Annotated in this window: 24 protein-coding genes, 1 tRNA gene and 1 pseudogene; 15 read left to right on the top strand and 11 right to left on the bottom strand. The window is 70.4% G+C overall.

Going from position 1 to position 25,395, the window contains the following annotated elements; translation table 11 throughout:
• Positions 1-26 precede the first annotated feature (26 nt).
• The gene (gene aceE, locus IF88_RS0115320; protein WP_030711343.1) at positions 27-2,759 is read right to left on the bottom strand and encodes a pyruvate dehydrogenase (acetyl-transferring), homodimeric type; all 2,733 of its coding nucleotides are present in this window, start codon (positions 2,757-2,759) and stop codon (positions 27-29) included.
• Between the two features lie 436 nt (positions 2,760-3,195).
• On the opposite strand from aceE, the gene IF88_RS0115325 reads away from it, so the two are divergent.
• The 6 genes from IF88_RS0115325 (at position 3,196) to IF88_RS0115350 (ending at position 7,753) form a co-directional block, all read left to right on the top strand.
• Positions 3,196-3,627 carry a DUF3052 domain-containing protein gene (locus IF88_RS0115325; RefSeq protein WP_030711344.1) on the top strand — a complete coding sequence of 144 codons (432 nt, stop codon included), beginning with the start codon at positions 3,196-3,198 and terminating at the stop codon, positions 3,625-3,627.
• Positions 3,628-3,788: 161 nt separating this feature from the next.
• Positions 3,789-4,247 carry a peroxiredoxin gene (locus IF88_RS0115330; RefSeq protein WP_030711346.1) on the top strand — a complete coding sequence of 153 codons (459 nt, stop codon included), beginning with the start codon at positions 3,789-3,791 and terminating at the stop codon, positions 4,245-4,247.
• 138 nt (positions 4,248-4,385) lie between these two features.
• A complete protein-coding gene (locus IF88_RS0115335; protein ID WP_030711348.1) occupies positions 4,386-4,961 on the top strand; it encodes a TerD family protein in 576 nt (191 codons plus the stop codon).
• A 211-nt stretch (positions 4,962-5,172) separates the two neighbouring features.
• Complete coding sequence (locus tag IF88_RS0115340; protein WP_030711350.1) at positions 5,173-5,748, top strand: TerD family protein; 576 nt, start codon at positions 5,173-5,175, stop codon at positions 5,746-5,748.
• A gap of 25 nt (positions 5,749-5,773) precedes the next feature.
• Positions 5,774-6,889: a DUF475 domain-containing protein gene (locus IF88_RS0115345; protein ID WP_030711352.1), complete on the top strand. Its 1,116-nt coding sequence runs from the start codon at positions 5,774-5,776 to the stop codon at positions 6,887-6,889.
• A 123-nt stretch (positions 6,890-7,012) separates the two neighbouring features.
• Positions 7,013-7,753: a TerD family protein gene (locus IF88_RS0115350; RefSeq protein ID WP_030711354.1), complete on the top strand. Its 741-nt coding sequence runs from the start codon at positions 7,013-7,015 to the stop codon at positions 7,751-7,753.
• Between the two features lie 36 nt (positions 7,754-7,789).
• Here the strand turns inward: IF88_RS0115350 and IF88_RS0115355 are convergent, their stop codons facing one another.
• Positions 7,790-8,539 carry a TerD family protein gene (locus IF88_RS0115355; protein ID WP_030711356.1) on the bottom strand — a complete coding sequence of 250 codons (750 nt, stop codon included), beginning with the start codon at positions 8,537-8,539 and terminating at the stop codon, positions 7,790-7,792.
• A 195-nt stretch (positions 8,540-8,734) separates the two neighbouring features.
• Between IF88_RS0115355 and IF88_RS0115360 the strand changes: the two genes are divergently transcribed.
• From IF88_RS0115360 to IF88_RS0115375, 4 genes are all read left to right on the top strand, one after another.
• The gene (locus IF88_RS0115360) at positions 8,735-9,901 is read left to right on the top strand and encodes an HpcH/HpaI aldolase/citrate lyase family protein (protein WP_030711358.1); all 1,167 of its coding nucleotides are present in this window, start codon (positions 8,735-8,737) and stop codon (positions 9,899-9,901) included.
• 74 nt (positions 9,902-9,975) lie between these two features.
• Positions 9,976-12,774 (top strand): phosphoribosyltransferase, encoded by a 2,799-nt coding sequence (locus IF88_RS0115365; protein ID WP_063754801.1) that lies wholly within the window; start codon positions 9,976-9,978, stop codon positions 12,772-12,774.
• The gene (locus tag IF88_RS0115370) at positions 12,771-13,601 is read left to right on the top strand and encodes a hypothetical protein (RefSeq protein WP_030711362.1); all 831 of its coding nucleotides are present in this window, start codon (positions 12,771-12,773) and stop codon (positions 13,599-13,601) included. The genes IF88_RS0115365 and IF88_RS0115370 overlap by 4 nt, the downstream gene beginning before the upstream one ends.
• Positions 13,598-14,257: an O-methyltransferase gene (locus IF88_RS0115375; RefSeq protein ID WP_030711364.1), complete on the top strand. Its 660-nt coding sequence runs from the start codon at positions 13,598-13,600 to the stop codon at positions 14,255-14,257. The genes IF88_RS0115370 and IF88_RS0115375 overlap by 4 nt, the downstream gene beginning before the upstream one ends.
• A 20-nt stretch (positions 14,258-14,277) precedes the next feature.
• On the opposite strand, the gene IF88_RS0115380 is transcribed toward IF88_RS0115375, so the two are convergent.
• From IF88_RS0115380 to IF88_RS0115390, 3 genes are all read right to left on the bottom strand, one after another.
• Positions 14,278-14,493 (bottom strand): FmdB family zinc ribbon protein, encoded by a 216-nt coding sequence (locus IF88_RS0115380; RefSeq protein ID WP_030711366.1) that lies wholly within the window; start codon positions 14,491-14,493, stop codon positions 14,278-14,280.
• A 154-nt stretch (positions 14,494-14,647) separates the two neighbouring features.
• Positions 14,648-15,382 carry a DUF4383 domain-containing protein gene (locus IF88_RS0115385; RefSeq protein WP_420710968.1) on the bottom strand — a complete coding sequence of 245 codons (735 nt, stop codon included), beginning with the start codon at positions 15,380-15,382 and terminating at the stop codon, positions 14,648-14,650.
• A 243-nt stretch (positions 15,383-15,625) separates the two neighbouring features.
• The gene (locus tag IF88_RS0115390) at positions 15,626-16,870 is read right to left on the bottom strand and encodes a hypothetical protein (protein ID WP_234323541.1); all 1,245 of its coding nucleotides are present in this window, start codon (positions 16,868-16,870) and stop codon (positions 15,626-15,628) included.
• A gap of 105 nt (positions 16,871-16,975) precedes the next feature.
• Between IF88_RS0115390 and IF88_RS0115395 the strand changes: the two genes are divergently transcribed.
• The 4 genes and pseudogenes from IF88_RS0115395 (at position 16,976) to IF88_RS43535 (ending at position 19,753) form a co-directional block, all read left to right on the top strand.
• Positions 16,976-17,050: transfer RNA gene (locus IF88_RS0115395), tRNA-Val, on the top strand.
• A gap of 118 nt (positions 17,051-17,168) precedes the next feature.
• Positions 17,169-17,594, top strand: coding sequence for a HEAT repeat domain-containing protein (locus tag IF88_RS0115400; RefSeq protein ID WP_030711369.1), 426 nt, complete (start codon positions 17,169-17,171; stop codon positions 17,592-17,594).
• 221 nt (positions 17,595-17,815) lie between these two features.
• A complete protein-coding gene (locus IF88_RS0115405) occupies positions 17,816-18,505 on the top strand; it encodes a DUF4389 domain-containing protein (RefSeq protein ID WP_030711374.1) in 690 nt (229 codons plus the stop codon).
• 268 nt (positions 18,506-18,773) lie between these two features.
• Positions 18,774-19,753: pseudogene (locus tag IF88_RS43535) on the top strand (IS5 family transposase).
• A gap of 19 nt (positions 19,754-19,772) precedes the next feature.
• Here IF88_RS43535 and IF88_RS0115420 read toward each other — a convergent pair.
• Together IF88_RS0115420 and IF88_RS49590 are read right to left on the bottom strand one after the other, a co-directional pair.
• Positions 19,773-20,195 carry a hypothetical protein gene (locus IF88_RS0115420; RefSeq protein WP_030711378.1) on the bottom strand — a complete coding sequence of 141 codons (423 nt, stop codon included), beginning with the start codon at positions 20,193-20,195 and terminating at the stop codon, positions 19,773-19,775.
• Positions 20,196-20,470: 275 nt separating this feature from the next.
• Positions 20,471-20,545, bottom strand: a complete 75-nt coding sequence (locus tag IF88_RS49590; protein WP_100661309.1) for a 50S ribosomal protein bL37 — start codon at positions 20,543-20,545, stop codon at positions 20,471-20,473.
• A 123-nt stretch (positions 20,546-20,668) separates the two neighbouring features.
• Between IF88_RS49590 and IF88_RS0115425 the strand changes: the two genes are divergently transcribed.
• Positions 20,669-20,896: a DUF2277 domain-containing protein gene (locus IF88_RS0115425; protein ID WP_030711379.1), complete on the top strand. Its 228-nt coding sequence runs from the start codon at positions 20,669-20,671 to the stop codon at positions 20,894-20,896.
• A gap of 35 nt (positions 20,897-20,931) precedes the next feature.
• Here IF88_RS0115425 and IF88_RS45415 read toward each other — a convergent pair whose 3' ends face one another.
• From IF88_RS45415 to IF88_RS0115445, 4 genes are all read right to left on the bottom strand, one after another.
• Positions 20,932-21,450, bottom strand: a complete 519-nt coding sequence (locus IF88_RS45415) for a hypothetical protein (RefSeq protein ID WP_051836900.1) — start codon at positions 21,448-21,450, stop codon at positions 20,932-20,934.
• Positions 21,451-21,859: 409 nt separating this feature from the next.
• Entirely contained in the window at positions 21,860-22,489 is a 630-nt protein-coding gene (locus IF88_RS0115435; protein WP_030711381.1) for a DedA family protein, read from the bottom strand.
• 229 nt (positions 22,490-22,718) lie between these two features.
• Positions 22,719-24,377, bottom strand: coding sequence for an alkaline phosphatase D family protein (locus IF88_RS0115440; protein WP_030711382.1), 1,659 nt, complete (start codon positions 24,375-24,377; stop codon positions 22,719-22,721).
• 95 nt (positions 24,378-24,472) lie between these two features.
• A complete protein-coding gene (locus tag IF88_RS0115445; protein ID WP_107050547.1) occupies positions 24,473-25,117 on the bottom strand; it encodes an HNH endonuclease family protein in 645 nt (214 codons plus the stop codon).
• Between the last annotated feature and the right edge of the window lie 278 nt (positions 25,118-25,395).

Consider the following 25,395-nt stretch of genomic DNA (forward strand, 5'->3'; position numbering starts at 1 on the left):
CCCACGGAAGAGTGACGGCCTGACGGCTAGGCGTCCCCGCCCGCCGCGCCCGGGTCGGCCGCCGCCACGTCCAGCAGCTGGTACCGGTCCACGGCCTGCTTCAGCACCGAACGGTCGACCTGACCGGTCTTCGCGAGCTCGGTGAGCGTCGCCAGGACCACCGACTGCGCGTCGATGTGGAAGAAGCGCCGCGCCGCACCGCGCGTGTCCGCGAAGCCGAAGCCGTCCGCGCCCAGCGAGGTGTACGGGCCGGGCACCCACCGCGAGATCTGGTCCGGGACCGCCCGCATCCAGTCCGAGACCGCCACGAACGGCCCCTCCGCCCCCGACAGCTTCCGCGTCACGTACGGAACGCGCTGCTCCTCCTCCGGGTGGAGCAGGTTGTGCTCCTCCACCTCGACGGCCTCGCGGCGCAGCTCGTTCCAGGAGGTCGCCGACCAGACGTCCGCCCGGACGTTCCACTCCGCGGCCAGGATCCGCTGCGCCTCCAGCGCCCACGGCACCGCCACGCCCGAGGCCATGAGCTGCGCCCCGACGGTGCCCGAGGTTCCCCGGGACACCCGGTGGATGCCCTTGAGGATGCCGTCCACGTCGACGTCCGCCGGCTCGGCCGGGTGCTGGATCGGCTCGTTGTAGACGGTCAGGTAATAGAAGACGTCCTCCGCCTCCGGCCCGTACATGCGCCGCAGACCGTCCTTGACGATGTGCGCGATCTCGTAGCCGTAGGCCGGGTCGTACGCCACGCAGCCCGGGTTCGTCGAGGCCAGCAGCTGGGAGTGGCCGTCGGCGTGCTGGAGGCCCTCACCCGTCAGGGTGGTCCGCCCGGCGGTCGCGCCGAGGACGAAACCGCGCGCCAGCTGGTCGGCCATCTGCCAGAACTGGTCACCCGTGCGCTGGAAACCGAACATCGAGTAGAAGACGTAGACCGGGATCAGCGGCTCGCCGTGCGTCGCGTACGCCGAACCCGCGGCGATCAGCGAGGCCGTGCAGCCCGCCTCCGAGATGCCGTCGTGCAGCATCTGCCCGGTCGGCGACTCCTTGTACGCGAGCAGCAGGTCGCGGTCGACCGCCTCGTACTGCTGGCCCAGCGGGTTGTAGATCTTGGCGCTCGGGAAGAAGGCGTCCATGCCGAAGGTGCGGTACTCGTCGGGCGCGATCAGCACGAACCGCTTGCCGATCTCCTTGTCCCGCATCAGGTCCTTCAGGATGCGGACGAAGGCCATCGTGGTGGCGATCGACTGCTGGCCCGAGCCCTTCTTGGCGGCCGCGTACGCCGCGTCGCCCGGCAGCTGCAGCGGCTTGGCGCGCACCACACGGGTCGGCACGTAACCGCCCAGCGAGCTGCGCTGGTCGTGCATGTACTGGATCTCGGGGGAGTTGCGGCCCGGGTGGTAGTACGGCGGCGCCCCGCCCTCCAGCTGCTGGTCGGTGATCGGGATGCGCAGGCGGTCGCGGAAGCGCTTGAGGTCGTCGACCGTCAGCTTCTTCATCTGGTGCGTCGCGTTGCGGCCCTCGAAGTTCGGACCCAGCGTCCAGCCCTTGACCGTCTGCGCCAGGATCACCGTCGGCTGGCCCTTGTGCGCCTTGGCCGCCGCGTACGCCGCGTACACCTTCTTGTGGTCGTGCCCGCCGCGGCCCAGGTGCTGGATCTGGTAGTCGGTCATGTTCTCGACCATCGCGCGCAGCCGCTGGTCGCCGCCGAAGAAGTGCTCGCGGATGTACGCGCCCGACTCGGTGGCGTACGTCTGGAACTGCCCGTCCGGCGTCGAGTTCATCTTGTTGACCAGGATGCCGTCGCGGTCCTGGGCCAGCAGCGGGTCCCAGGACCGGTCCCAGATCAGCTTGATGACGTTCCAGCCGGCCCCGCGGAACTGCGACTCCAGCTCCTGGATGATCTTGCCGTTGCCGCGCACCGGGCCGTCGAGCCGCTGCAGGTTGCAGTTGACGACGAAGGTCAGGTTGTCCAGGCCCTCGCGGGCGGCGATCGACAGCTGGCCGAGCGACTCCGGCTCGTCCATCTCGCCGTCACCGAGATACGCCCAAACGTGGGACTTGGAGGTGTCCGCGATCCCGCGCGCCTCCATGTACCGGTTCATCCGCGCCTGGTAGATCGCACCGAGCGGGCCGAGGCCCATCGAGACGGTCGGGAACTCCCAGAAGTCCGGCATCAGCCGCGGGTGCGGGTAGCTGGACAGGCCGTACGGGGCCTTCGACTTCTCCTGGCGGAACGCGTCGAGCTGCTGCTCGGAGAGCCGGTCCAGGAGGTAGGCACGGGCGTAGATGCCGGGGGAGGCGTGCCCCTGGAAGAAGATCTGGTCGCCGCCGTCACCCTCGTCCTTGCCCCGGAAGAAGTGGTTGAAGCCCACGTCGTAGAGGGAGGCGGAGGAGGCGAAGGTCGCGATGTGGCCGCCCACGCCGATCCCGGGACGCTGGGCGCGCGAGACCATCACGGCCGCGTTCCACCGGGTGGCGTTGAGGACCTTGCGCTCGATCTCCTCGTTGCCGGGGAAGAACGGCTCGTCCTTGGTGGCGATCGTGTTGACGTAGTCCGTGCTGCGCATCTCGGGCACGGCCACGCGCTTCTCGCGGGCCCGCTCGATCAGCCGCAGCATCAGGTAGCGGGCGCGCTCACGGCCCCGCTCGTCGACCGCTGCGTCCAGGGAGTCGAGCCACTCCTGCGTCTCCTCCGGATCGAAGTCCGGGACCTGACTCGGCAGGCCGCCAATGATGATCGGATTGCGATCGGATGCGGAAGCCACGCTGTTCCTTCGCTGTCGGGGGGAGTCGTGCTGAAGCCGTATCTGGGGGGCGCCGCCTCCCATGCTCTTACGCTCGACCGAAATCGTCATCTTTACCACCGGGTAATGGCCGGAAGATCGGTGGCGCGTCCGGACAGACCGCGATCTTACGCCCGAGCCGGGCACTCGCTTCGGGCGGCCGTTCGTCGCTCAATCAGGTAGGAAAGACGTCGAGGGTCGCCGATGATGCCGAATGAGCTGGAATGGTGTGGGATGAGTCACCAGAGGCCCGCACGGGAAGGCTGAAAGTTGCGGCGAGACGGCCGCAATCGTCACCGTTTCGACGGTCTCGGCGGCCGGGTACTTGCGCGATCCGCCGCGCCCGTGTGGACTACGCCCAATGCTGCGCGTACGCGCGCCGCCAAGACATTCACCGAACATGAGCAGGAGGCACCCCGTGAGCGCGACCGCGGACCACGCGGAGAGCCTGGCCGCCCGGCTGGGTTTCCAGTCCGAACAGGTGGTCCAGGAGATCGGCTACGACGACGACGTCGATCAGGAATTCCGTGAGTCCATTCAGGACCACATCAGCAACGACCTCGTCGACGAGGAGTACGACGACGTTGCCGATGCGGTGCTGCTGTGGTTCCGGGAGGAAGACGGCGATCTGACTGACACGCTGGTCGACGCCACAGAGCTGGTCGAGGACGGCGCACTGATCCTGCTGCTGACCCCCAAGACGGGCCGCCCCGGCTACGTCGAGGCCAGCGACATCAGCGAGGCCGCCGAGACCGCCGGCCTTTCGCAGACCAGGAGCATCAGTGTCGGCAAGGAGTGGGCCGCCACCAAGCTGGTGACGCCCAAGACCGCCGCCAAGTCCAAGCGCTGAGCCGCGCCCGCTGCCGAGCGGACACGCTTCCACACCCCGCCTGCCAGGTGACCCCGGTCGGCGGGGTGTGTGCGTTCACGGCCCGGGGCCACCGGAGGCCCTAGGCTTTGCCTCACCCGAACAGCCCAACGCAGGGATGCGGGAACGAAGGGATGCGACAGATGGCGATCGAGGTCGGCGACAAGGCCCCGGACTTCGAGCTCAAGGACAACCACGGCGCCACCGTGCGGCTCTCCGACTTCCGCGGGGAGAAGGCCGTGGTGCTGCTCTTCTACCCGTTCGCCTTCACCGGCGTCTGCACCGGCGAACTCTGCGAGCTGCGCGACCAGCTGCCGCGCTTCCAGAACGACGACGTCCAGCTCCTCGCCGTCTCCAACGACTCCGTGCCGACCCTGCGGGTCTTCGGGGAGCAGGAGAGCCTGGAGTACCCGCTGCTGTCGGACTTCTGGCCGCACGGGGAGACCTCCCGCGCGTACGGCGTCTTCGACGAGGCGAAGGGCTGCGCGGTCCGCGGCACCTTCGTCATCGACAAGGACGGCGTGGTGCGCTGGAGCGTGATCAACGGACTGCCCGACGCACGTGACCTGAACGAGTACATCAAGGCGCTCGACAGCCTCTGAGCGAGTCTGCACGGGCCGTATGCGCAGTTCCCTGCGAAAACCGCTTACGGGCGGGAACCCGTCACTAGGATCGAAACGTTGATCCGGTAGCAACCGCAAGACGGGGCACCGCCCCACACAGAACCCTATGGAGGACCCGTGGGAGTCAGCCTCAGCAAGGGCGGCAACGTCTCGCTGACCAAGGCCGCGCCTAACCTGACGGCGGTCATCGTCGGTCTGGGCTGGGATGCTCGCACCACCACCGGTGTCGACTTCGACCTCGACGCCAGCGCGATCCTGACCAACGACCAGGGCAAGGTCGCCAGCGACGCGAACTTCGTGTTCTTCAACAACCTGAAGAGCCCCGACGGCTCGGTGGAGCACACCGGTGACAACACCACCGGTGAGGGCGAGGGCGACGACGAGGCGATCAAGGTCAACCTCGCCGGCGTCCCGGCCGATGTGGCCAAGATCGTCTTCCCGGTCTCGATCTACGAGGCCGAGAGCCGCCAGCAGAGCTTCGGCCAGGTCCGCAACGCCTACATCCGCGTCGTGAACCAGGCCGACAACAGCGAGCTCGCCCGCTACGACCTCTCCGAGGACGCCTCGACCGAGACCGCCATGGTCTTCGGCGAGCTCTACCGCAACGGTGCGGAGTGGAAGTTCCGCGCCATCGGCCAGGGCTACGCCTCCGGCCTGCGCGGCATCGCGCAGGACTTCGGCGTCAACGTCTGAGCCCGAGCAGTCCATCCGTCCGGCGCCGTGCACTGTGTGTACGGCGCCGGACGCGGTTCACCGCACCACCCGCACCAGCGCTTCAGCCGCATCGCACGGCCGCTTCACCGCCGCAGCGCACCACCGCTCCACCGCCGCAGCGCACGGCGGCTTCACCGCCGCTTCGCCACACCGGAACACCGCCACACCGTCGTCCGGGGAGGACCACAACATGGGCGTCACACTCGCCAAGGGGGGCAATGTCTCCCTGTCCAAGGCCGCACCGAACCTCACCAGGGTGCTGATCGGTCTCGGATGGGACGCGCGCTCGACCACGGGAGCCGACTTCGACCTCGACGCCAGCGCGCTGCTGTGCAACAGCGGCCGGGTGCTGGGGGACGAGTACTTCGTCTTCTACAACAACCTGAAGAGCCCCGACGGCTCCGTCGAACACACGGGCGACAACCTCACCGGCGAGGGTGAAGGCGACGACGAGTCGATCCTCATCGACCTCACCAAGGTGCCGGCCCAGGTGGACAAGATCGTCTTCCCGGTCTCCATCCACGAGGCGGACAGCCGCCGGCAGAGCTTCGGCCAGGTGAGCAACGCCTTCATCCGCGTGGTGAACCAGGCCGACGGCCAGGAACTGGCCCGCTACGACCTCTCCGAGGACGCCTCCAGCGAGACCGCGATGATCTTCGGCGAGGTCTATCGGTACGGGGGCGAATGGAAGTTCCGTGCGGTGGGGCAGGGGTACGCGTCAGGGCTCAGGGGCATCGCTCTAGACTTCGGGGTCAACGTTTCGTAAAGCCGTACAAGACGATGGGGTGCCAGTGCTTCTCAAAACCTTCGGCTGGTCGTTCGCAATCACTGCGCTCGGTCTGGTCGCAGCGGTGTTCTACGGGGGGTGGCAAGCCTTCGGGATCGTGGCGATCCTGTCGGTCCTCGAGATCTCGCTGTCTTTCGACAACGCGGTGGTCAACGCCGGAATCCTGAAGAAGATGAATGCCTTCTGGCAGAAGATCTTCCTCACCGTCGGCGTACTCATCGCGGTCTTCGGTATGCGACTGGTCTTCCCCGTTGTGATCGTCGCGATCAGCGCCAAGATCGGGCCCATTGAGGCCGTGCAACTGGCCCTCAACGACAAGGAGATGTACGAGCAGCTCGTCACGGACGCTCACCCGTCCATCGCCGCGTTCGGTGGCATGTTCCTGCTGATGATCTTCCTCGACTTCATCTTCGAGGACCGTGACATCAAGTGGCTCGCCTGGCTGGAGCGTCCCCTCGCCAAGCTCGGCAAGGTCGACATGCTGTCCGCCTGCATCGCGCTGATCGTCCTGCTCATCGCCTCGATGACCGTCGGGGCCCACGCCCACCAGCACGGTGGCGTCCACGTGGACAAGGCGCAGACCGTCCTGATCTCCGGCATCCTCGGCCTCATCACCTACATGGTCGTCGGCGGCCTCTCCGGCTACTTCGAGAACAAACTGGAGGAAGAGGAGGAGGCCGAACACGAGGCGGAGGAAGAGGCCAAGCGGACCGGCAAGCCCGTCACGGCCGTCGCCATGGCCGGCAAGGCCGCCTTCTTCATGTTCCTCTACCTCGAAGTCCTCGACGCCTCGTTCTCCTTCGACGGGGTCATCGGCGCCTTCGCCATCACCAACGACATCGTGCTCATGGCCCTCGGCCTCGGCATCGGTGCCATGTACGTCCGTTCGCTGACGGTCTACCTGGTCCGCCAGGGCACCCTCGACGACTACGTCTACCTGGAGCACGGCGCGCACTACGCCATCGGCGCCCTCGCCGTGATCCTGCTCGTCACCATCCAGTACGAGATCAACGAGATCATCACCGGTCTCGTCGGCGTGCTGCTCATCGGATGGTCCTTCTGGTCCTCGGTGCGCCGCAACAAGCGCCTGGAACTGGAGGGTTCCACCGCCGAGGCATGACGGCGGCGGTAATGCGGAACGCTCAACTGCGGGGCGGTCCACCGGGTCCACGGACCCGGCGGGCCGCCCCGCTTCCGTAGGCTCCACAGCAACCAGGGGACCAGGGGATCAGGGGGGTAGGGGATGGGCTTCTTCGACGGCATCTTGGGCAGCCGCGCCGTGCAGTTCCAGTCGGGCAGCGCCTCGTCGAACGCGATCGAGCTGACCAAGCGGCACTCGACGGTGTCGCTCACCAAACAGGGGGCCGTCCACGGCAACCTGCGCGTCAATCTGTCCTGGCGCATGCGCACCTCGGACATCGGCGGCCGCTCGGGCCAGAGCGGCCAGCTCTTCCGGCACCCGTTCAAGCTGTTCAAGCCGGACATGGTGCAGGCGCACACCCAGGGCATGGTCAACGTCGACCTCGACATGGGCTGCCTGTACGAGCTGACCGACGGCACCCGCGGCGCCGTACAGCCGCTGGGGAACCTGCTGGGCGACCTCAACGACCCGCCGTTCGTCAAGCTCAGCGGGGACGACCGGTTCGGTTCGGCCTCGGGGGAGACCCTCTACGTCAACCTCGACCACGCCGACGAGATCAAGCGGCTGCTGGTCTTCGTCTACATCTACGACCAGACCCCGGCCTTCGACCGGACGCACGCGATGGTGACGCTCTTCCCCGTGACGGGGCCGCGGATCGAGATCCCGCTGGACGAGCGGCACCCGCAGGCCCGCTCCTGCGCGGTGGTCTCCCTGGAGAAGGTCAAGGGCGAGCTGGTCGTGCGGCGCGAGGTGAAGTTCGTGTACGGGTTCCAGGCCGAGCTGGACCGGCTCTACGGCTGGGGGCTCCAGTGGGGGCGGGGCTACAAGAGCACCAAGAGCTGACCGGAGCCCCGGCGGCGTCACCGCCGGGGCGCTGGCTCAGCGGCGGATGAACTGCGGACCCTGCACCGGCAGCCGGAAGGACGGGTCGCCGCCCGGCACCGGCACCGGGGACACCGGCTGCGGGTACCCGTAGGCGGGCTGGGCGGCCGGCGGGGCCTGCGTGAGCGGGGCCGGCGGGGCCATCGCCGTCGTCTGCTCGGAGGTGGGGCCCGCCGTCGGGCTCGCGGCGGGCTCGGCGGCGTTCTCGTCGACCGAGATCCCGTGGTCGGTGGCCAGGCCCACCAGTCCGTCGGAGTAGCCCTCGCCCAGGGCGCGGAACTTCCACCCCTCGCCCCGGCGGTACAGCTCCCCGCAGATCAGCGCCGTCTCGGCGCCGGTCTCGGGCCGTACGTCGAAGTAGGCCAGCGGTTCGGAGCCGCCGGTCGCGGTGGCGTCGTAGAGGAGGATCCGCAGGTCGTGGACCCGCTCGAAGGGGACGTCCTCGGCGGAGGCGACCACCAGGATCCGGTCCACCGTCGGCGTCACCGTCCGCAGGTCCGCCTGGACGGCGTCGGTGATCGCGTCGCCGAGCTGCTTCTTGCCCAGCCGCCACACGGCCCCCGACGGGTGCCGGGGCTGGTTGTAGAAGACGAAGTCCTCGTCCGAACGCACCCGGCCGTCCGGGCCCACGAGCAGCGCGGAGGCGTCCACGTCCGGCACCTCGGGGCCGCTGGTCCAGCGCAGCACCGCCCGGACCGCCACGGCGGCCACCGGGATGTTCGAGCCCTTCTGCATCGCGTGCGTCATGCACGTCATCCTGCCCTCCCGGGGTGGAGCGGGACAATGCGGCCCCCCGTAGGGCCTTGTCTCGAACGCGAGAACCTGGGCATGGTGCAAGAGGGTTACCTGAACTTCATGTGCTTGAGGAACTCTTGACTCACGTTCGTACGTACTATTACCGGCCATGCCAGTTGGGCCGCCGAGGCAGTACGGGGGAAGCACATGCGTCACTTTGGGCACATATCGCCCACCGTCCGTAAGGACCTCTTCCACCAGGAACCGGCGGAATTCACCGGAGCCTCGCCCTCCCGTGTCCTCGCCGCCGCGCTCGGAGCCACGCTCTACAGCCCGGCCACCCGCCCCGCACTCGCCGCGGACATCCGCAAGCAGGCCGGCCGCGGAGTCGTCTCCATGGTCCTCTGCCTGGAGGATTCCATCAGCGACACCGACGTCTGCGGAGCCGAGGACAACCTCGTACGACAGTTCGCCGATCTCGACGCCGACGAAGCGGAGCTCCCGCTCCTCTTCATCCGCGTCCGCACGCCCGAGCAGATACCCGACCTGGTGCGCCGCCTGGGCGGCTCCGTACAGCGTTTGGCCGGATTCGTACTCCCCAAATTCAACGAGAGCCGGGGCGTCGCCTTCCTCGAAGCCGTCGCCCAGGCGGAGGCCGCCGGCGGACAGCACCGCCTGTATGCCATGCCCGTCCTGGAGACCCCCGACCTCCTGCACCTGGAAACCCGCGTCGAAGCCCTCGCCGGCATCTCCCGCACGGTCAACAGCCACCGCGAGCGGGTCCTGGCGCTGCGGCTCGGCGTGACCGACTTCTGCTCCGCCTACGGCCTGCGCCGCACCCCCGACATGACCGCCTACGACGTCCAGATCGTGGCCGGCGTGATCGCGGACGTCGTGAACGTCCTCAGCCGAGCCGACGGCACCGGCTTCACCGTCACCGGCCCCGTCTGGGAGTACTTCCGCAGCCAGCAGCGCCTCTTCAAGCCCCAGCTGCGCCGCAGCCCCTTCCTGGAGGAGGGCGTGGAGGAACTGCGCACCGCCCTCATCGAGCACGACCTGGACGGGCTGCTGCGCGAGATCGAACTCGACCGGGCCAACGGACTGCTCGGCAAGACCTGCATCCACCCCGCCCACGTCACCCCCGTGCACGCGCTGTCGGTGGTCTCGCACGAGGAGTTCTGCGACGCCCAGGACATCCTGCGCCCGGAGCGCGGCGGCGGCGGAGTCATGCGTTCCGCCTACACGAACAAGATGAACGAGGTGAAGCCCCACCGGGCCTGGGCCGAGCGCACCATGCTCCGCGCCGAGGTCTTCGGCGTGGCGAAGGAGGAGGTCGGCTTCGTCGACCTCCTCACGGCCGGACTCCAGGTGTGAGCAGGCCCCGGGAGCGGGACGCGCGGCCGCCGACGGACGTGCGGACGACGAGGAAAGGCAAGACGATCGAAGCAGTGTGGTCGGGTACCTGGGTCGCGGAGCGGCTGGGCGTCAGCCTGGAGGACTCCGAAGGCGGTCCGCGGCTGACGGAGCTGCTCGGACTGGCCCTGCGCCGCAACCCCAAGCGGGCGCACCTGCTGGTCTCGCAGGTGCTGGGCAAGCACGTCCCGCAGTCCCCGCGGACGGTGTACGCCGCCGGGTACGGGCTCGGCGAACGCGTCCGGGCCCTGCTCGGCGAGGACGGGGCCGCCGCGGCCGTGGTCCTCGGCTACGCCGAGACCGCCACAGGTCTCGGCCACTGCGTGGCCGACGGCCTGGGCAGCGCCCCCTACCTGCACTCCACCCGCCGGCCCGTCCCGGGCGTGGAGCCCGCGGGCGGCTTCGAGGAGGCGCACTCGCACGCCACCTCGCACCTGCTGCTGCCCGAGGACCCGCAGCTGCTGGCGGGCAGCGGTCCGCTCGTCCTCGTCGACGACGAGTTCTCCACCGGCAACACGGTCCTGAACACCATCCGCGACCTGCACGCCCGCCATCCCCGCCCGCACTACGTGGTCGTCGCCCTCGTCGACATGCGCTCCCCGGCCGACCGCGACCGGCTCACCGCCTTCGCCGCCGAGCTGGGCGCGCGGGTGGACCTCATCGCCCTCGCCTCGGGCACGGTCTCCCTCCCGGACGACGTCCTGACCAAGGGCCAGGCCCTGGTGGAGGAACACGAGGCTCTGACCGAGGCCCTCCCCGCCGCCGCGCAAATCCAGCCCGCACCCCCGGCCGATGCGGAGCCCGCGTCCCCGGCGGAAGCGGGGCCCGTGGCTCCGGCCGGGCAGATCCAGCCCGCACCCTGGGCCGAATCGGGGGCCGTGGCTCCGGCCGAAGGCGTCACCGCAGCCGGACAAAATCAGGCCGCACCCTGGGCCGAATCGCGGGCCGTGGCTCCGGCCGAAGACGTCACCGCAGCCGGGCAAATCCAGCCCGCACCCTGGGCTGAATCGGAGCCCGTGGCTCCGGCTCAAGACATCAGCGCAGCCGGGCAAAATCAGCCGCTCCGGCGTTTGAGGAGCGGGGTCCGGGGCGGAGCCCCGGCGGACGGCCCGCAGCCGGTCACGCGCGTCGAGCTGAACTGGCCCTCCGGCGTCCCCGACGGCGGCCGCCACGGCTTCACCCCCGCCCACCGCGCCCGCCTGGAGGCGGCCCTGCCGGAACTCGCCGACCGGCTCACCGCCGCGCTCGGCACCGGCCCCGGCACCGAGCCCGGCCCCGGCACCGAGCCCGGCCCCGGCCGGATCCTCGTCCTCGGCAACGAAGAGCTGATGTACGCCCCGCTGCGCCTCGCCAAAGCCCTGGAAGAGGCGGGCGCGGCCCGCGAGGTCCGCTTCTCCACCACCACCCGCTCGCCGGTGCTCGCCGTGGACGACCCCGGCTACGCCATCCGCACCCGGCTGGTCTTCCCGGCCCACGACGCCCCCGCCGACGGCCCCGGCGACCGCTACGCCTACAACGTCGCGGGCGCCGGCTTCGACGCCGTCATCGCCGTCGTCGACTCGGCCGGCGACACCCCCGAACTGCACGCCGGGCTGCTCACGGCCCTCGCCCCGCACACCGGACGCGTCGTGCTGGCCGTGGTCCCCTCGTACGTGCCCGACCCACCCGCCACACCCGACCGGCAGGAGCCGATCATGCCCGAGCCCCTGCGCGGCCCCGCCTTCTCCTCGTACGCCCCCGAGGACGTCGGCTGGCTGCTCCAGGACTTCTCAGACGTCGAGCTGGAGGCCCCGACCGAGGAGCGCGAGGAGGCCATCCAGGCCGGCGGCGCCCACTACGCCGAATCCCTGCCCGTCGAGTACCAGCCGTCCCCCCAGTACCAGGAGCTCTACCAGAGCGCCCTCACGGCCTCCGCCGCCCGCATCGCCCGCGCCGTCGGGACCGTCACCGAGACCGTCCTCGCCGAGCGCTCCCCCTCCCCGGTCCTGGTCTCCCTGGCCCGCGCCGGCACGCCCGTGGGCGTACTGATGCGCCGCTGGGCCCAGACCCGGTACGGCCTCGACCTGCCGCACTACGCCGTCTCCATCGTGCGCGGCCGCGGCATCGACGCCAACGCCCTGCGCTGGCTCGCCGCCCACCACGACCCCGCCGACGTCGTCTTCGTGGACGGCTGGACGGGCAAGGGCGCCATCACCCGCGAGCTGCGCGACGCCCTCGCCGAGTTCGAGGGCTTCAACCCGGAGATCGTCGTGCTCGCCGACCCGGGCTCGTGCGTGGACACGTACGGCACCCGCGAGGACTTCCTGATCCCCTCCGCCTGTCTCAATTCCACCGTCTCAGGTCTCATATCGCGTACGGTTCTGAGGTCCGACCTGGTCGGTCCCGCGGACTTCCACGGCGCGAAGTTCTACCGGGAGCTCGCCGGAGCCGACGTCTCCGTCGCCTTCGTCGACACCGTCGCCGCCCACTTCGACGAGGTGGCCGACGCCGTCGACGAGGAGGTCAAGGAGCTGCTCGCGGCCGACCGCACCCCCACCTGGGAAGGCTGGGCGGCGGTCGAGCGGATCAGCGAGGAGCACGGCATCCACGACGTGAACCTCGTCAAGCCCGGCGTCGGCGAGACCACCCGCGTGCTCCTGCGCCGGGTGCCGTGGAAGATCCTGGCGCAGCGCGGCGCCGGGCCCGACCTGGACCACGTACGGCTGCTCGCCGAGCAGCGCGGGGTCCCGGTGGAAGAGGTCGACGGGCTCCCCTACACGTGCGTGGGACTCATCCACCCCCGATTCACGCGCGGCGCCACCGGCGCCGACGGAAAGGCTGTGGCCTCGAAGTGACTGTCCTCGTAGCCAGTGATCTCGACCGTACGCTCATCTACTCCACGGCCGCCCTCGGCCTGACCATGCCCGACCCGGTGGCCCCGCGGCTGCTGTGCGTCGAGGTCCACGAGAGCAAGCCGCTGTCGTACATGACCGAGACGGCGGCGGGGCTGCTGGCGGAGCTGACGGCCGACCCTTCGGTGGTCTTCGTGCCGACGACCACCCGCACCCGCAAGCAGTACCAGCGCATCCGCTTCCCCGGCCGCCCGGCCGCCTACGCGATCTGCGCCAACGGCGGGCAGCTGCTCGTCGACGGGGTGCCGGACCGGGACTGGCGCCGACAGGTCGCGGCGCGCCTGGCGCGCGAGTGCGCCCCGCTGGAGGAGGTCCACCAGCACTTGCTGTCCGCGGCCGACCCGGTGTGGCTGCGCAAGACGCGCGTGGCGGAGGACCTCTTCGCGTACCTCGTCGTCGAGCGGGCCCTGGTCCCCGACGAATGGCTCAAGGCCCTCACGGAGTGGGCCGAGAGCCGCGGCTGGACGGTCTCGCTCCAGGGCCGGAAGATCTACGCCGTCCCGCGCCCGCTCACCAAGAGCGCCGCGATGCACGAGGTCGCCCGCCGTACGGGAGCGACCACGTCCCTCGCCGCCGGCGACTCGCTGCTCGACGCGGACCTGCTGCTGGCGGCGGACGCCGCCTGGCGGCCGGGCCACGGCGAACTGGCCGACGCGGCCTGGACGGCGCCGTCGGTGACGGCCCTGACCACGGCGGGCGTCCTGGCCGGGGAGGAAATACTCCGCGCGTTCACGCGTGAGGCGGGCCGGCTCGGCAGACTGGGCGCATGACCAAGGGCAACAGCACCAAGATCACGGACGAGCTCTACCAGTACGTGCTCGGCCACAACCCTCCGCTGGACGCGGTCCAGCGGGGACTGGTGGCGACGACCTACGCGAAGTTCCCCGACGTCGCCGGAATGCAGTCGGCGGAGGAGCAGGGGCCGCTGCTGGCCTTCCTGGTCCGGCTGACGGGCGCCCGCCACATCGTCGAGGTCGGCACCTTCACCGGCTTCTCGGCCCTGTCGATGGCGCAGGCACTGCCCGCCGACGGCCGCCTCATCGCCTGTGACGTCTCCGAGGAGTGGACGGCGTACGGCAGGGAGGCCTGGGAGCGGGCGGGCGTCGCGGACCGCATCGAGCTGCGGATCGCACCCGCACTGGAGACCCTGCGGGCCATGCCGGCCGAACCCCACATCGACATGGCCTACGTGGACGCCGACAAGGAGAGCCAGATCGACTACTGGGAGGAGCTGGTGCCGCGGCTGCGTCCGGGCGGCCTGATCATCACGGACAACACGCTTTACCACGGCGCCGTCCTCGACGAGTCGGCCACCGGCGCGGCCGCGGGCGTCCGCGCCTACAACGAGCACGTCGCGGCCGACCCGCGCATGGAGTCCGTCCTGCTGGCGATCTCGGACGGACTCACCCTCTCGCGCAAGCGCTGACCTTCCCCCCTTGTGCGGGCTCAGCCGCAGCCGCCACCACCGCAGCAGCCGCCCCCGCCGCCGCCCATCGCGGGCGCGGGGGCACTGCTCGTCCCGCCCACGGCCACGGCGGACAGCAGCTTGACGGTGTCCGCGTGTCCGGCGGGGCAGTCGGCGGGCGCGGAGGACTCCGCCATGGGCCGGCTGACCTCAAAGGTGTCGTCGCAGGTCCGGCAGCGGTATTCGTATCGAGGCATGCGCACAGGCTAAGCGCGCCCGGCGTCCGGGCGCTACGTACGGCACGGCCGCGTACGGCACGGCCGCGTACGGCACGGCCGCGTACGGCACGGCCGCGTACGGCGCCGCTACGGGTACGGCTACGGGTACAGACAGGTACCGCTACGAGCGCTGCTACGGGCAGCGGCCGTGCATGACGGGGGGACGCCCCTGAACGCGCCGCGCCCGGTCCTCCCGCGCGGCCCGCTCGGGGTGGCGGGCACGCCAGTACGGATTGTCGTGCGGCAGCGCGCTGCCCACCCGCCCGTACATCCCGAACCACATCAGCATCACGCCGACGACGAAGCTGAACAGCACGTTCTGGATCCGGAAGGCCAGGAAGTTCAGCCCCGTGTCCAGCAGCGCCAGATTCACGAACCCGCTCGCGATGAACAGCACGCCCAGCACGATGTTCAGGCTCGAGGCGAAGGTGCCGCCCACCACCATCCCGAAGAACAGCAGCGCACCGATGCAGATCGACAGGACGCTCAGCGCCCCGTTGGTGTTGAGCGCGAGCACCGTGTCCCCGCCGGTGTCGAAGAACCCGATCTGATCGATCAGCCCCAGGATCCCGAACGCCACGAGGAGCAGCCCCGTCAGCCCCGCCCCGACCCGGTACACCCGGCTCAGCTTGTGGTCCGTCGGCAGATGGTCGTCGAGCCGCGCGTTGACCGGATGCAGCGCGCGCCCCATGCGCCGGGACACCGTGTCGGCGAAGCGCGGTGGCGCGGGGGCATCAGGATCGGGCTCGTGGGCCACGTAGGGCGCGTAGTGCTCATGCGGCTCGGTGCACCCGTACGCCGCGTGGGCCACGTACGGTCCTGGCTCCTCGTTCGTCGCAGGAGGCTTGTGAAAGGTGCGGGCAGCCATGGTGCCCTCCTCTGGTCCGTTCCCGGCACATCCCAGCATCCGTCGCCGAACGCCACGAAACAAACGGGGCCGAATCCGGACCTTTCCGTAGGAGCCTGGCGAGCCACGACGGCCCCGGAGACCGCGGACCTCCGGCAGCCCGGATCCGAACGAGACGGCCTGTCCGTGCCCGCGTTCGGCCCGTCCGTGCCGGCGCTCGGCCTGTCCGTGCCGGCGTTCGGCCTGTCCGTGCCGGCGCTCGGCCTATCCGTGCCCGCGCTCGGCCCGGATCCCGCTCACCACCCGGTTCACTGCGGCCCGCACGTCCTCCATCTCATGGAGGAACGCCCAGTAGTCGGGGTGCCGGCCCTCCAGCCCCTCCACCGCCCGGCCCACCCGCGCCACCGCATCGTCCAGCGGCCCCGCATGCCGGGGATCCGGCACACTGCGGCCCGCCATCGCCAGCCGCTGCGCGTCCCGGATCGCGAACCGCGTCCGGTCAACCTCCGCCTGCGGATCCCGCGCCACCGCCTCCAACCGCGTCAGCCGGTCCTGCGCCGCCGACACCGCCTCGTCCGTCGCGTCCAGCGAACCCCGGACCGCCTCGATCAGCGCCCCCACGTCCGCCCAGCGCTGCTCGTCCCGCGCCCGGCCGGCCTCCCTCAGCCGGTCCTCCGCCTCCGCGACGTCCCGTACCGCCTGATCCGGCACGTGCTGCAGGTCCTGCCAGCACGCGGCACTGAACCGCCGGCGCAACTCGCTCAGCACCGGATCCACCCGGTCCGCCCGGTTGCGCAGGGCCTGCGCCCGCGTCCGCAGGCTCACCAGCCGCCGGTCGATCTCCGCCGCCCGCTCCGGCAACCGCGCCACCTCGGCCCGTATCGCCTCCGCGTCACGCAGGATCCGGTCCGCGCGCTGCACCGTCTCCTGCACGCCGTGCTGCGCCGCGCCCTGGTTCAGCTTGGTCAGCTCCGGACCGAGCGCCGCCAGCCGCGCCGCCAGATCATCGGCCCGCATGCCTTTGGCCCGTACGGCGTCCAGCGCGTCGCTCGCCCCGATCAGCGCGGCCCGTGCCCGCTCCCGGGCCGGTGCGACCCGTGCGAGCTGCGTCTCGGCCTTGTCCAGCAGCGGCTGCAACCCCTGCGCGAACCGGTCCAGCTCGCCCTTGACCCGCACCAGCTCGTCCCGCGCCCGCGTCAGCTGCTCCCGGGCCCGCGTCGCCACGGAACCCTCCAGCTCGGGCCGGTCCAGATCATGCGCGTCGACGGCCTCGATGTAGACATGGCTGACCTCGTCGATCCGCTGCCCGAGCGCGGCGAAACCCTCGGTCGCCTGCCGCGCGGCGGGCGACCCGTCCGCCGCGGCGATCGTCTCGATCGAGATCCGCAGATCCCGCTGTGCCGTATCCAGCTCGTAGAACGCGGCTGCGGCGGCATCCTTCGCCGCCTGCGCATCCGCCCGCCGACTCTCGTCCCGCCCACCGAACCACCGCCGGGATGCCGTCGTCACAATCCCTCTCCCGTACCGTGTCCGCCATGCCCTGATCCATTCTCCCCCACGGCAACGGGTTTGCGTGGGGGGCATGCACGCCATGTAGGCTGTCCACTCATCCACGGGTGCGTAGCTCAGGGGTAGAGCGCTGCTCTTACAAAGCAGATGTCGGCGGTTCGAAACCGTCCGCGCCCACCAGCGAAAAGGCCCCCGACCGGTCACGGTCGGGGGCCTTTCGCATGTCCACCCGACGGCAACGGGCCTCTGTGGGACGGCCGGGTGCAGGGGGCTTGGTGGCGTGGGTTACCGTCCCGGCATGGCGGCCCGCTATCCCGAGATCACCTCCGTCGAGGAGTTCGTACGTCTGCGCCTGAGCGAGGATCCCGCGGAGTGCGAACGCTCGGCGTGGGCGAGCATGCCGCTGAGCGTGTGGTGGCAACTGGTGCGGGAACATCCGGAGATGCGGTTCTGGGCGGCCCACAACCGGACTTGTCCGCCGGAGGTCCTGGCTGAGCTGGTCAAGGACGACGACTGGCGGGTGCGGGAGCGTGTTCTGGGCAGGCGCTCCTGCCCGCCGGAGCTCCTGGAGCAGTTGGCGGACGATCCCCATGACGCGGTCCGCAACACCGTGGCCACCCACTCGCGTTCGCCGCGGTCCGCAGTCGAGCGGCTCGTCGACGACCCCTGGCCGGTGATCGCGGAAGCGGCCCGAGCCCGCCTGGCCAACGGGCCGGCACGGTAGCCCACGAGAACCTCCAGCACACGTGCCGGTGGCTGCCATGTGTCAAGTCACGGGTTCTCCTGCCACGGGGTTTCGGGGCATGACGGGATTCGGGCGTCGGGGGCTAATGGCGATATGGCTCAGGCAGAGCCAGTGGCCCGTGTGCGCCGTCCGGAACAGCCCTGGCGATGCGATGTACGGGACACGTATCCCACTCCCCAGGCAAGAAAGGCCGTGGCAGCATGATTCCCGCTCCCGCCCACCCTCTGTGTGTCGAAGCCACGCTGGATCCCCGGCTCACCCGATGGAAGTGGCTGGTCAAATGGATCCTCGCCATACCGCACTACATCGTTCTGTTCTTCCTGCAGGTCGCGTCCCTGCTGCTGAGCATCGTCGTGTTCTTCAACATCCTCATCACCGGCCGCTATCCTCGACCACTCTTTGATTTCAATGTCGGCGTCATGCGGTGGAGTACGCGCGTCAACTACTACGCCAACGCGGTGATGGGGACCGACCAGTACCCGCCGTTCACCCTCAAGGACGCGCCCGGCTACCCGATCCGCGTCGACATCGCCTATCCCGAGAAACTCTCCCGCGGACTGGTCCTGGTCAAGTGGCTGCTGGTCGTACCGCAGCTGCTGGTGGTGGTCCTGCTGCTCACCAGCGGCTGGAAGGCGTACCGGTACGTCGACGACTACAGTCCGTTCTCCTCCGGTCTCATCGGCCTGCTCACCCTGGTCGCGATGGGGATCCTGACGTGCACCGGGCGCTATCCGAGAGGTCTGTTCGACCTCCTGATGGGCCTGGTGCGCTGGACGCTGCGCGTGCTGGTGTACGTGTACCTGATGACCGACAAGTACCCGCCGTTCCGGTTGGACATGGGAGGAAGTGAGCCCGTGGCAGGAGTCGTGGAGCCGGCCGGCAGCGGATAGCCGTTCGCGCTCACGTGTGCGGAGCCCCCACCGCTTTCGCGGTCGGGGGCTCTCGTCGTGTCCTGTCGAATGCTGGCTGCTGGATGCCGGTGGTCGACGGCGATGGTTGTGGTCACGGTCGTGACCGAGCCCATCACATGGGAAGGCCCCCGACCATGAGCGGTCGGGGGCCTTCGCCTGGGAAGCCGGTACTAGGGACTGTGTGTTGTCGTGATCAGTTGCTGGGTTCTGCCTTCTTCGTGAGGTGGGACCCGGTAGGACTTTGCTTGTGACGCGTAGGCAACTCACCCATGCTCAGTGGAAGTTCATCGAGCCGTACCTGCCGATCGGCAGATACGGCCCGTACCCGGAGCGGTTGCGGGAGCAGTTCGAGGGGGTGATCTGGCGGTTCCGCTCCAGCGGCCAGTGGCGGGAGATGCCTGCCGAGTTCGGTCCCTGGCCCACCGTCTACGGCCGCTTCCGCATCTGGCGGGACGCCGGTGTCTTCTCCGCACTGCTGGAAGGCATGGTCGCCGGGGCAGCTCGCGCGGGGAGAACCGACTTGTCGCTGGTCAGCGTGGATTCCACAACAGTCCGCGCCCACCACGACGCTGCCGGGATGCGCGTCGGCAAGGGCCTCATGGGAGCCCTGGAGGAGGCTGCGCGGGAGCAGGAAGAGGCCCGGAAAAAAGGGGCGGCCCGCAGGAACAGAACGGACAGGACGAGCGCCGACGAGTCCGGCGCCGACGCAAGCTCCGCCTGAAGGAAGCCCTGCTCGGCAGGTCCCGGGGCGGACTCACCAGCAAGATTCACCTCGCCTCGGACCGCAAATGCCGTCCGCTCGCGTTCATCCTGACCGCCGGACAGGCCGCGGACAGCCCGCAATTCATCCCTGTGCTGGGCCGGGTGCGGGTCCGTCTGCCGGTCGGCCGTCCCCGCACGAAGCCCGGCGCGGTTGCTGCGGACAAGGCTTACTCATCCCGCGGCAACCGCGCCTACCTGCGCAAACGCGGCATCAAAGCGGTCATCCCGGAGAAGAAGGACCAGGGCGCCACCCGGAAGAGGAAAGGGGCGAGAGGCGGCCGGCCCGTCAGCCACGACACCGATCTCTACAAGGAACGGAACACCGTCGAACGACTGATCAACAAGCTGAAGGCCTGGCGCGGCATCGCCACCCGCTACGACAAGACACCCGAAAGCTACCTCGCGGGCCTCCACCTCCGCGCCGCAATGATCTGGATCGACGACCTCCTCAAACCCGCCGACTGATCACGACATCACACAGTCCCTAGTGCAGGACCTCGGCCGCTCCCATGCCCGCGTCCGTGGCGGGCGGGGTGTCCGTCGCAGGCGGAGTCTCCTTGCCGGGAGCCGGCGGGGTGCCCGGGGCCGGGTGAGGTTCCGGGGCCGGGTTGGGCTCGGGCTTGTGCTCGCAGTACACCTTGTTCTGGAAGAACTTGCAGCCCGGCATGTTCTCCACGTCGCGGACCCTGTTGCCCTTGTTCTTCTTTTTCCCTCGTTTGTCGTTCTTGCCCTTGCCCCCGTGGTCGGCCTTTGCGTGGTCGACATGGCCGGCCGCCGCGCTGGTCACATCGGTGGTGTGCGCTGCCGGGGCGGCGAATGCGCTGGTGGGCAGCAGTGCGCCTCCTCCGACCAGCGCGGCCGAAACGGCGAGCATGGTGAGACGGCGCTTCCGGGAAGTGCGGATCACAAGAGTTCTCCTTCTGTGAGAAAGGTCGAGCGGGAAGATTCAGTAAGCCCGCTGAGTACCTGGCGCGTCATGTCACCCCATTTCGGGGCTTGACAGACCCCACTGGCCCCCCCGCGGCCTCTACGTGGCGCGCACGACTGGCAAGATCCCTCGACCTTTTGGAACAGGCCGATACCCAGACATGAGCGGGCGCGGGGCGCGGGGTGCGCAGCAGGGGCCCGTACGTGCGAAGACCCCCGGCCGGTGCTGGTCGGGGGTCTTTCGTTCGAGCGGTTTCAGGCGTTGGGGCGCTTGCCGTGATTGGCCTTCTTCTTCTTGCGGGCCCGACGCTTGTTGCCTCGTTTGGCCATGGTGCGAGTCTCCCTCAATTGGTGACTTTTCATGACGTCGTCAGTCTAGATTCGGCCCCGTACCTCCGCATCAGCTCTGCCCCATACGGGGTCGAGCCGCCCCGACAGCGGGATAGTGGGGGTATGTGCCGTTCCATTAAGACCCTGCGCCAGCCCGCCATCCCCGAGAAGGCCACGGAGGAGGAGATTCGGGCCGCCGCCCTGCAGTACGTACGGAAGGTGTCCGGCTTCCGGGTGCCGGCCGCGCACAACCGCGAGGTGTTCGAGGCGGCCGTGGACGCCGTCGCCGAGGCCACCGCGGCGCTGCTCGACGGTGTGCACGTACGGGGACAGGCCGCCGCCCCGGCGTAACGCCGACCCCAGCCTTCCCTCCCGGCCTGCGCCGCCTACGCCGCCCCGGTCCCCGCGGCGCGGCGACGCAGCACCCAGATCCCGGCGCCGAGCGCGCCCGCGGCGAGCGCGCCGCCGACAGCGACCTGCCCCGGGCTCATCGAGCCGATGCTGCCGCCCGTACCACCGCGGGCCGCGCCCGAGGCGACCTGCAGCGAGACGGTGACGCGCTCGCCACCGGGGCCGCCGCACTCGAAGGTGACGCGGTGCGTGCCCGGGTTGGCGTCGCGGAAGACGGTGGCGCTGCCGAAGAGGTACGTGGCCTCCGAATTGCGGGGGGTCAGCCGGACCTCGCTGAACGCGGTCGACGTGGCCCGGCCGGTCCGGGTCCCGCAGCCGTCGAGGTTGAGGGCGACGCGGCCGCCGGGGGCGACGGTGGTGGGGGAGACGCCGGCGGAGGGGGCGGCGTACGCGAACGTGGCGGGAGCGGCGGCGGCGACGATGAGGGTCGCGGCCGCGATGGCCACGAGGCCTCGGGACGTGACGGATGACGTGGCGGGCGGCTTGGCGGGCATGGAGAGAACTCCTCGGCTCCTCGAAACGGCGCGGCCAGGGCACGGGTGTGACGCGGATTCGGTTGCGCACCGTGCTGTGGACGCTAGGAGCCCGGGCCTGGGGCGGCGATCGGGGCCGGGTGAACGGGTGAGCCACTGCTCCACCCGAGGGAGCCGACAGACGCCCGAGGGGAGCCGACAGACGTCCGAGGGAGCCGACAGACGCCTGGGAGAGCCGGCAATCGTCCTGCCCGCGGACGTCCCGCTCGGGGGTGTCGTGGCCGCGGAACGCCGGTCTGCCGGGTGTCGCGTGCGGACGTCGCGCCCCCGGAGGGCGTGTCCGCTGATGTGCTGTCCGCCGGCCCCCTGCCCGCGGACATCGGGTCTCGCGGACGTCGCCTCCGTCGGCGGGCCGGCCCGAGGACTGCGCCTACGCCGCGGGAGCCGCCGTCGTGGGCGGGCGGCGGACGAGGAAGGCCGCCAGGGCGCCCGCGGCGAAAAGGGCGACGAGCGAGAGCGCGGTGCCGAGCCACTGGGTGCCCAGCCACTGGGTGCCGAAGTAGCCGAGGGCGACGCTGTAGCCGGCCCAGGCCATGCCCGCCAGCACCGACCAGGGCAGGAACTCCACCACCTTGCGCTGCGTCTTGCCCGCGCCCAGGGACACCACGGAACGCCCGGCCGGCGCGAACCGCGCGATCACCACCAAGGCGCCGCCGCCACGTGCCAGGGCCGTGCCGAGGCGCTCGTGGGCCCGGGTCAGTCGGCGGGAGCGGGCGATGGCCCGGTCCAGGCGGGCTCCGCCGCGCCGGCCCAGCCGGTACGCGGCCATGTCACCCAGCACCGAGGCCGTCGTCGCGATGACCAGCAGCAGCAGGATGTCCGGCACCTGCGCGGGTACCGGCACCGGTCCCGCCGCACCTGCGGCCGCTGCGGCCGCCGCCGCGGTGATCACCAGCACCCCGCTCGGCAGCACCGGAAGGAAGACGTCGAGCACGACGGACACCGCCACCAGGGCGTAGATCCATGGGCTCGCGGTCAGCGACCCCAGCGTCTCAAGCAAAACGGGACTCCCCAGTCCGGTTGACGTGCTGCGGCATGAAGCGCCGCGACGTCGCGGGGGAGCGGCAGGAGCGGCTTGACAGCCATACAGCGTACGCCCGGCCCCCGTCCCCCGGGAGCCCGGGGCGGTAGCCACACCGTCGCCACGTCAACTCCGCCACCACCGTGGCCCGCTGCCCGAGCAGCCCCCACCCCGGCTGCACTGGTACTCGGCTACTCCGGTGCTCCGGCTACTCCGCCGCCGTGAGGTCCCGGTCCAGCACCGTCACCAGCCGGGCCCCCTCGCGCTTCTTCCGCGCCTGGTCCAGCCGCAGCCGCGCCGACCGCCCCGACAGCGCCAGCGTCATCAGCTGGTTCCCGAACCACGGCCCACCCGTACGCCGCCAGTTCAGCGGCGGCCGTCCCGTCCGCCCGTGCAGCGAGAAGCCGCGCCCCAGCCACCGGCCCGTCCGCGACCAGCCCAGCCGGAATCCCCACTTCACCGCCGTATGGATGGAATTGTGAACCGGCGAGCACGTCAGCTGGAACACCCGCGCGGTACTCGGTATTCGAGGCTCGGCCACATACGCGTGATGAACGTCCCCCGAGAGCACGCACACCGTCGCCGGGGCCCGCGGCCCCGTGCCCACCTCCTCGATCAGGTCGGTCAGCGCTGCGAACGAGGCCGGGAACGCCGCCCAGTGCTCCAGATCGCTGCGCCGACGCAGATCCTCCCCGATGCGGGCCCACCGCGGCCCCCGATCCCCACGGCACAGCGCGGCATTCCACGTCTCGGCATCGTGGATCAGCGGCGGCATCAGCCAGGGCAGCGAGGACCCGATCAGCAGATGGTCATAACCCCCGTGCCCGGCCAGGGCGTTCTCCCGGAGCCACTGCTGCTCCACCGGATCGAGCATCGCCCGCCCGTCCTCGGCCAGCACCCGCGCGGCGCGGGTGTCCACCATCAGCAGCCGGGTCCGGCCGAAGTCGCGCCGGTAGCTCCAGCGCGCCGTGCCCGGATCGGCGTCCGCCGCGGACACGAAGGCCCGTAGCACGTCCGTACCGTCGGGGGTGTCCCGGACCGCCCCGTACAGCTCGTCCGCCGCCAGCTCGGCCGGCGAGAGATTCCCCAGGTGCTGGTACACCCAGTACGACATCAGCCCGCTGAGCACGCGCTCCCGCCACCACGGCGTCGCCCGCATCTCCGCCAGCCACGCCGCGCTCGTGTTCCAGTCGTCGATCACGTCGTGGTCGTCGAAGATGTGCAGGCTCGACACGGTCGACAGCAGCCAGCGGATCTCCGGATCGAGCCACGACTCGTAGTAGAGCCGCGTGTACTCCTCGTAGTCCGCGACCTGGGCGCCGGGCGCCTCCCGCAGATCCCGCCGGGCCGCGAGCCACTGCCGGGTCTCCTTGGACAGCGCGTCCGCGTACACCTGGTCGCCGAGCAGCAGCAGGACGTCCGGACGCACCGCCTCCGGGTCCGCTGCCAGCCGCGCCGCGAGGGTGTCGAGGGCGTCCGCGCCGTGCGGCCCGTGCCGGCCGGCGGGCGGTGCGGCCTGCCGGCAGGAGCCGAAGGTGACGCGCAGCCCGGGGGCCGCACGGCCGGGACCGGCCACCGCGGGGGTGGTGATCGTGCTCGGCGGGAAGCCGCTGTCGGGCAGGGGCCAGACCGGCCGGTCGTCGAGCAGCACCTCATACGCCGTGGTCGCGCCCGGGGTCAGACCGGTCACCGGCACCAGCGCGTAGTGGTGACCGGCTATCTGGAAGGTGCGCGCACTGCCGCCCGCCCCGTCGGCGCACCGCACCTCGGCCGTGCACGGGCGGTCCGCCTCGACCCATATGGTGGCCGATCCGCCCGTGTCCCAGTCGACGTGACGCAGCAGCGGCCCCAGACGCAGTCCGGCCATGCAACTCCCCCTCCTCCGTAGCCCCTTCGATCACGGTACGACGGGGAGGGGGAGCCACGCCTCCCCCTGGCGGGGGAGAGATCGGCGGACTCGGGTCAGCAGCCGTTGAGGATGTTGACCAGGGCCGTCTTCTCACCGGAGTCCATGCTCAGGGCCCAGTACTGCTTCACCTGGACCCACATCCGTGCGTACGTACAACGGTAGGCCGTCCGCGGGGGCAGCCACTTGCCGGGGTCGAGGTCGCCCTTGGCCTGGTTGACGTTGTCGGTGACCGCGATGAGCTGCGGGCGGGTGCGGTCGTTGGCGAACTGCTGACGCGTGCTGGTGGTCCAGGAGTTGGCACCGGAACGCCAGGCCTCGGCGAGCGGGACGACGTGGTCGATGTCGAGGTCGGAGGCGGCGGTCCAGGTGGCTCCGTCGTACTCCGAGTACCAGCTTCCGCTCACCGCGGCGCAGGCCGAGTCCTGGACGACGTTCACGCCGTCCCGCTTGAGGACGGTCTCGCGGGTGTTGCAGGTGCCGGAGACGGTGCTCCAGTGCGGGAAGAGGTCGCGGCTGTAGCCGCTGGTGGACCCTTCGGCCTTCGGCGTGACCGTGGCCAGGTACGCGCGGGCGGCCGAGGCGGTGATGGGGGTGGGCGGGGCGGCCTGGGCGGTCGGGGCGTTGAGGAGGGAGGTGAGCGCGGCGAGGGCTGCCGCTGACGCGAGCACGCCAATTCGACGCGCGTAGACGTTGGGTATGAGTGCCATGAGGGGCTCCCTGTGTGCGGGGGGTGTGGCCGTGCGGCCCCGGCGGGGCGTGGCCATGCTGACGGCGCCGGGTTTCGAGGGGATGGGCGCCAGGTGACAGCGTGGCGACATGAGCACGTCACATCAAGTCCGGCAATGGCCCCGATTTAAATGGAAGTTGAGATTCCGCACCTGGTGGAGGGTGGGCGGGGCGCCTCGGGGCGCGCCGGAGTGGGGCAGGGCGGGACCAAAGGCCTATTCCGGCCGGCCGCGGGCGTCGCGTAGTCTGT

The organism is Streptomyces sp. NRRL F-2580, assembly GCF_000720115.1.
GTDB lineage: Bacteria > Actinomycetota > Actinomycetes > Streptomycetales > Streptomycetaceae > Streptomyces.

Bases quoted from the DNA above. Each gene is read 5' to 3' on its own strand.
- IF88_RS0115400 (WP_030711369.1), top strand. From the start codon at position 17,169: ATGGCGGCCCGCTATCCCGAGATCACCTCCGTCGAGGAGTTCGTACGT.
- IF88_RS0115440 (WP_030711382.1), bottom strand. From the start codon at position 24,377: ATGGCCGGACTGCGTCTGGGGCCGCTGCTGCGTCACGTCGACTGGGAC.
- IF88_RS0115425 (WP_030711379.1), top strand. From the start codon at position 20,669: ATGTGCCGTTCCATTAAGACCCTGCGCCAGCCCGCCATCCCCGAGAAG.
- IF88_RS0115360 (WP_030711358.1), top strand. From the start codon at position 8,735: ATGCGTCACTTTGGGCACATATCGCCCACCGTCCGTAAGGACCTCTTC.
- IF88_RS0115340 (WP_030711350.1), top strand. From the start codon at position 5,173: ATGGGCGTCACACTCGCCAAGGGGGGCAATGTCTCCCTGTCCAAGGCC.
- IF88_RS0115350 (WP_030711354.1), top strand. From the start codon at position 7,013: ATGGGCTTCTTCGACGGCATCTTGGGCAGCCGCGCCGTGCAGTTCCAG.
- IF88_RS0115380 (WP_030711366.1), bottom strand. From the start codon at position 14,493: ATGCCTCGATACGAATACCGCTGCCGGACCTGCGACGACACCTTTGAG.
- IF88_RS45415 (WP_051836900.1), bottom strand. From the start codon at position 21,450: ATGCCCGCCAAGCCGCCCGCCACGTCATCCGTCACGTCCCGAGGCCTC.
- IF88_RS0115355 (WP_030711356.1), bottom strand. From the start codon at position 8,539: ATGACGCACGCGATGCAGAAGGGCTCGAACATCCCGGTGGCCGCCGTG.
- IF88_RS0115375 (WP_030711364.1), top strand. From the start codon at position 13,598: ATGACCAAGGGCAACAGCACCAAGATCACGGACGAGCTCTACCAGTAC.
- IF88_RS0115330 (WP_030711346.1), top strand. From the start codon at position 3,789: ATGGCGATCGAGGTCGGCGACAAGGCCCCGGACTTCGAGCTCAAGGAC.
- IF88_RS0115385 (WP_420710968.1), bottom strand. From the start codon at position 15,382: ATGGCTGCCCGCACCTTTCACAAGCCTCCTGCGACGAACGAGGAGCCA.
- IF88_RS0115405 (WP_030711374.1), top strand. From the start codon at position 17,816: ATGATTCCCGCTCCCGCCCACCCTCTGTGTGTCGAAGCCACGCTGGAT.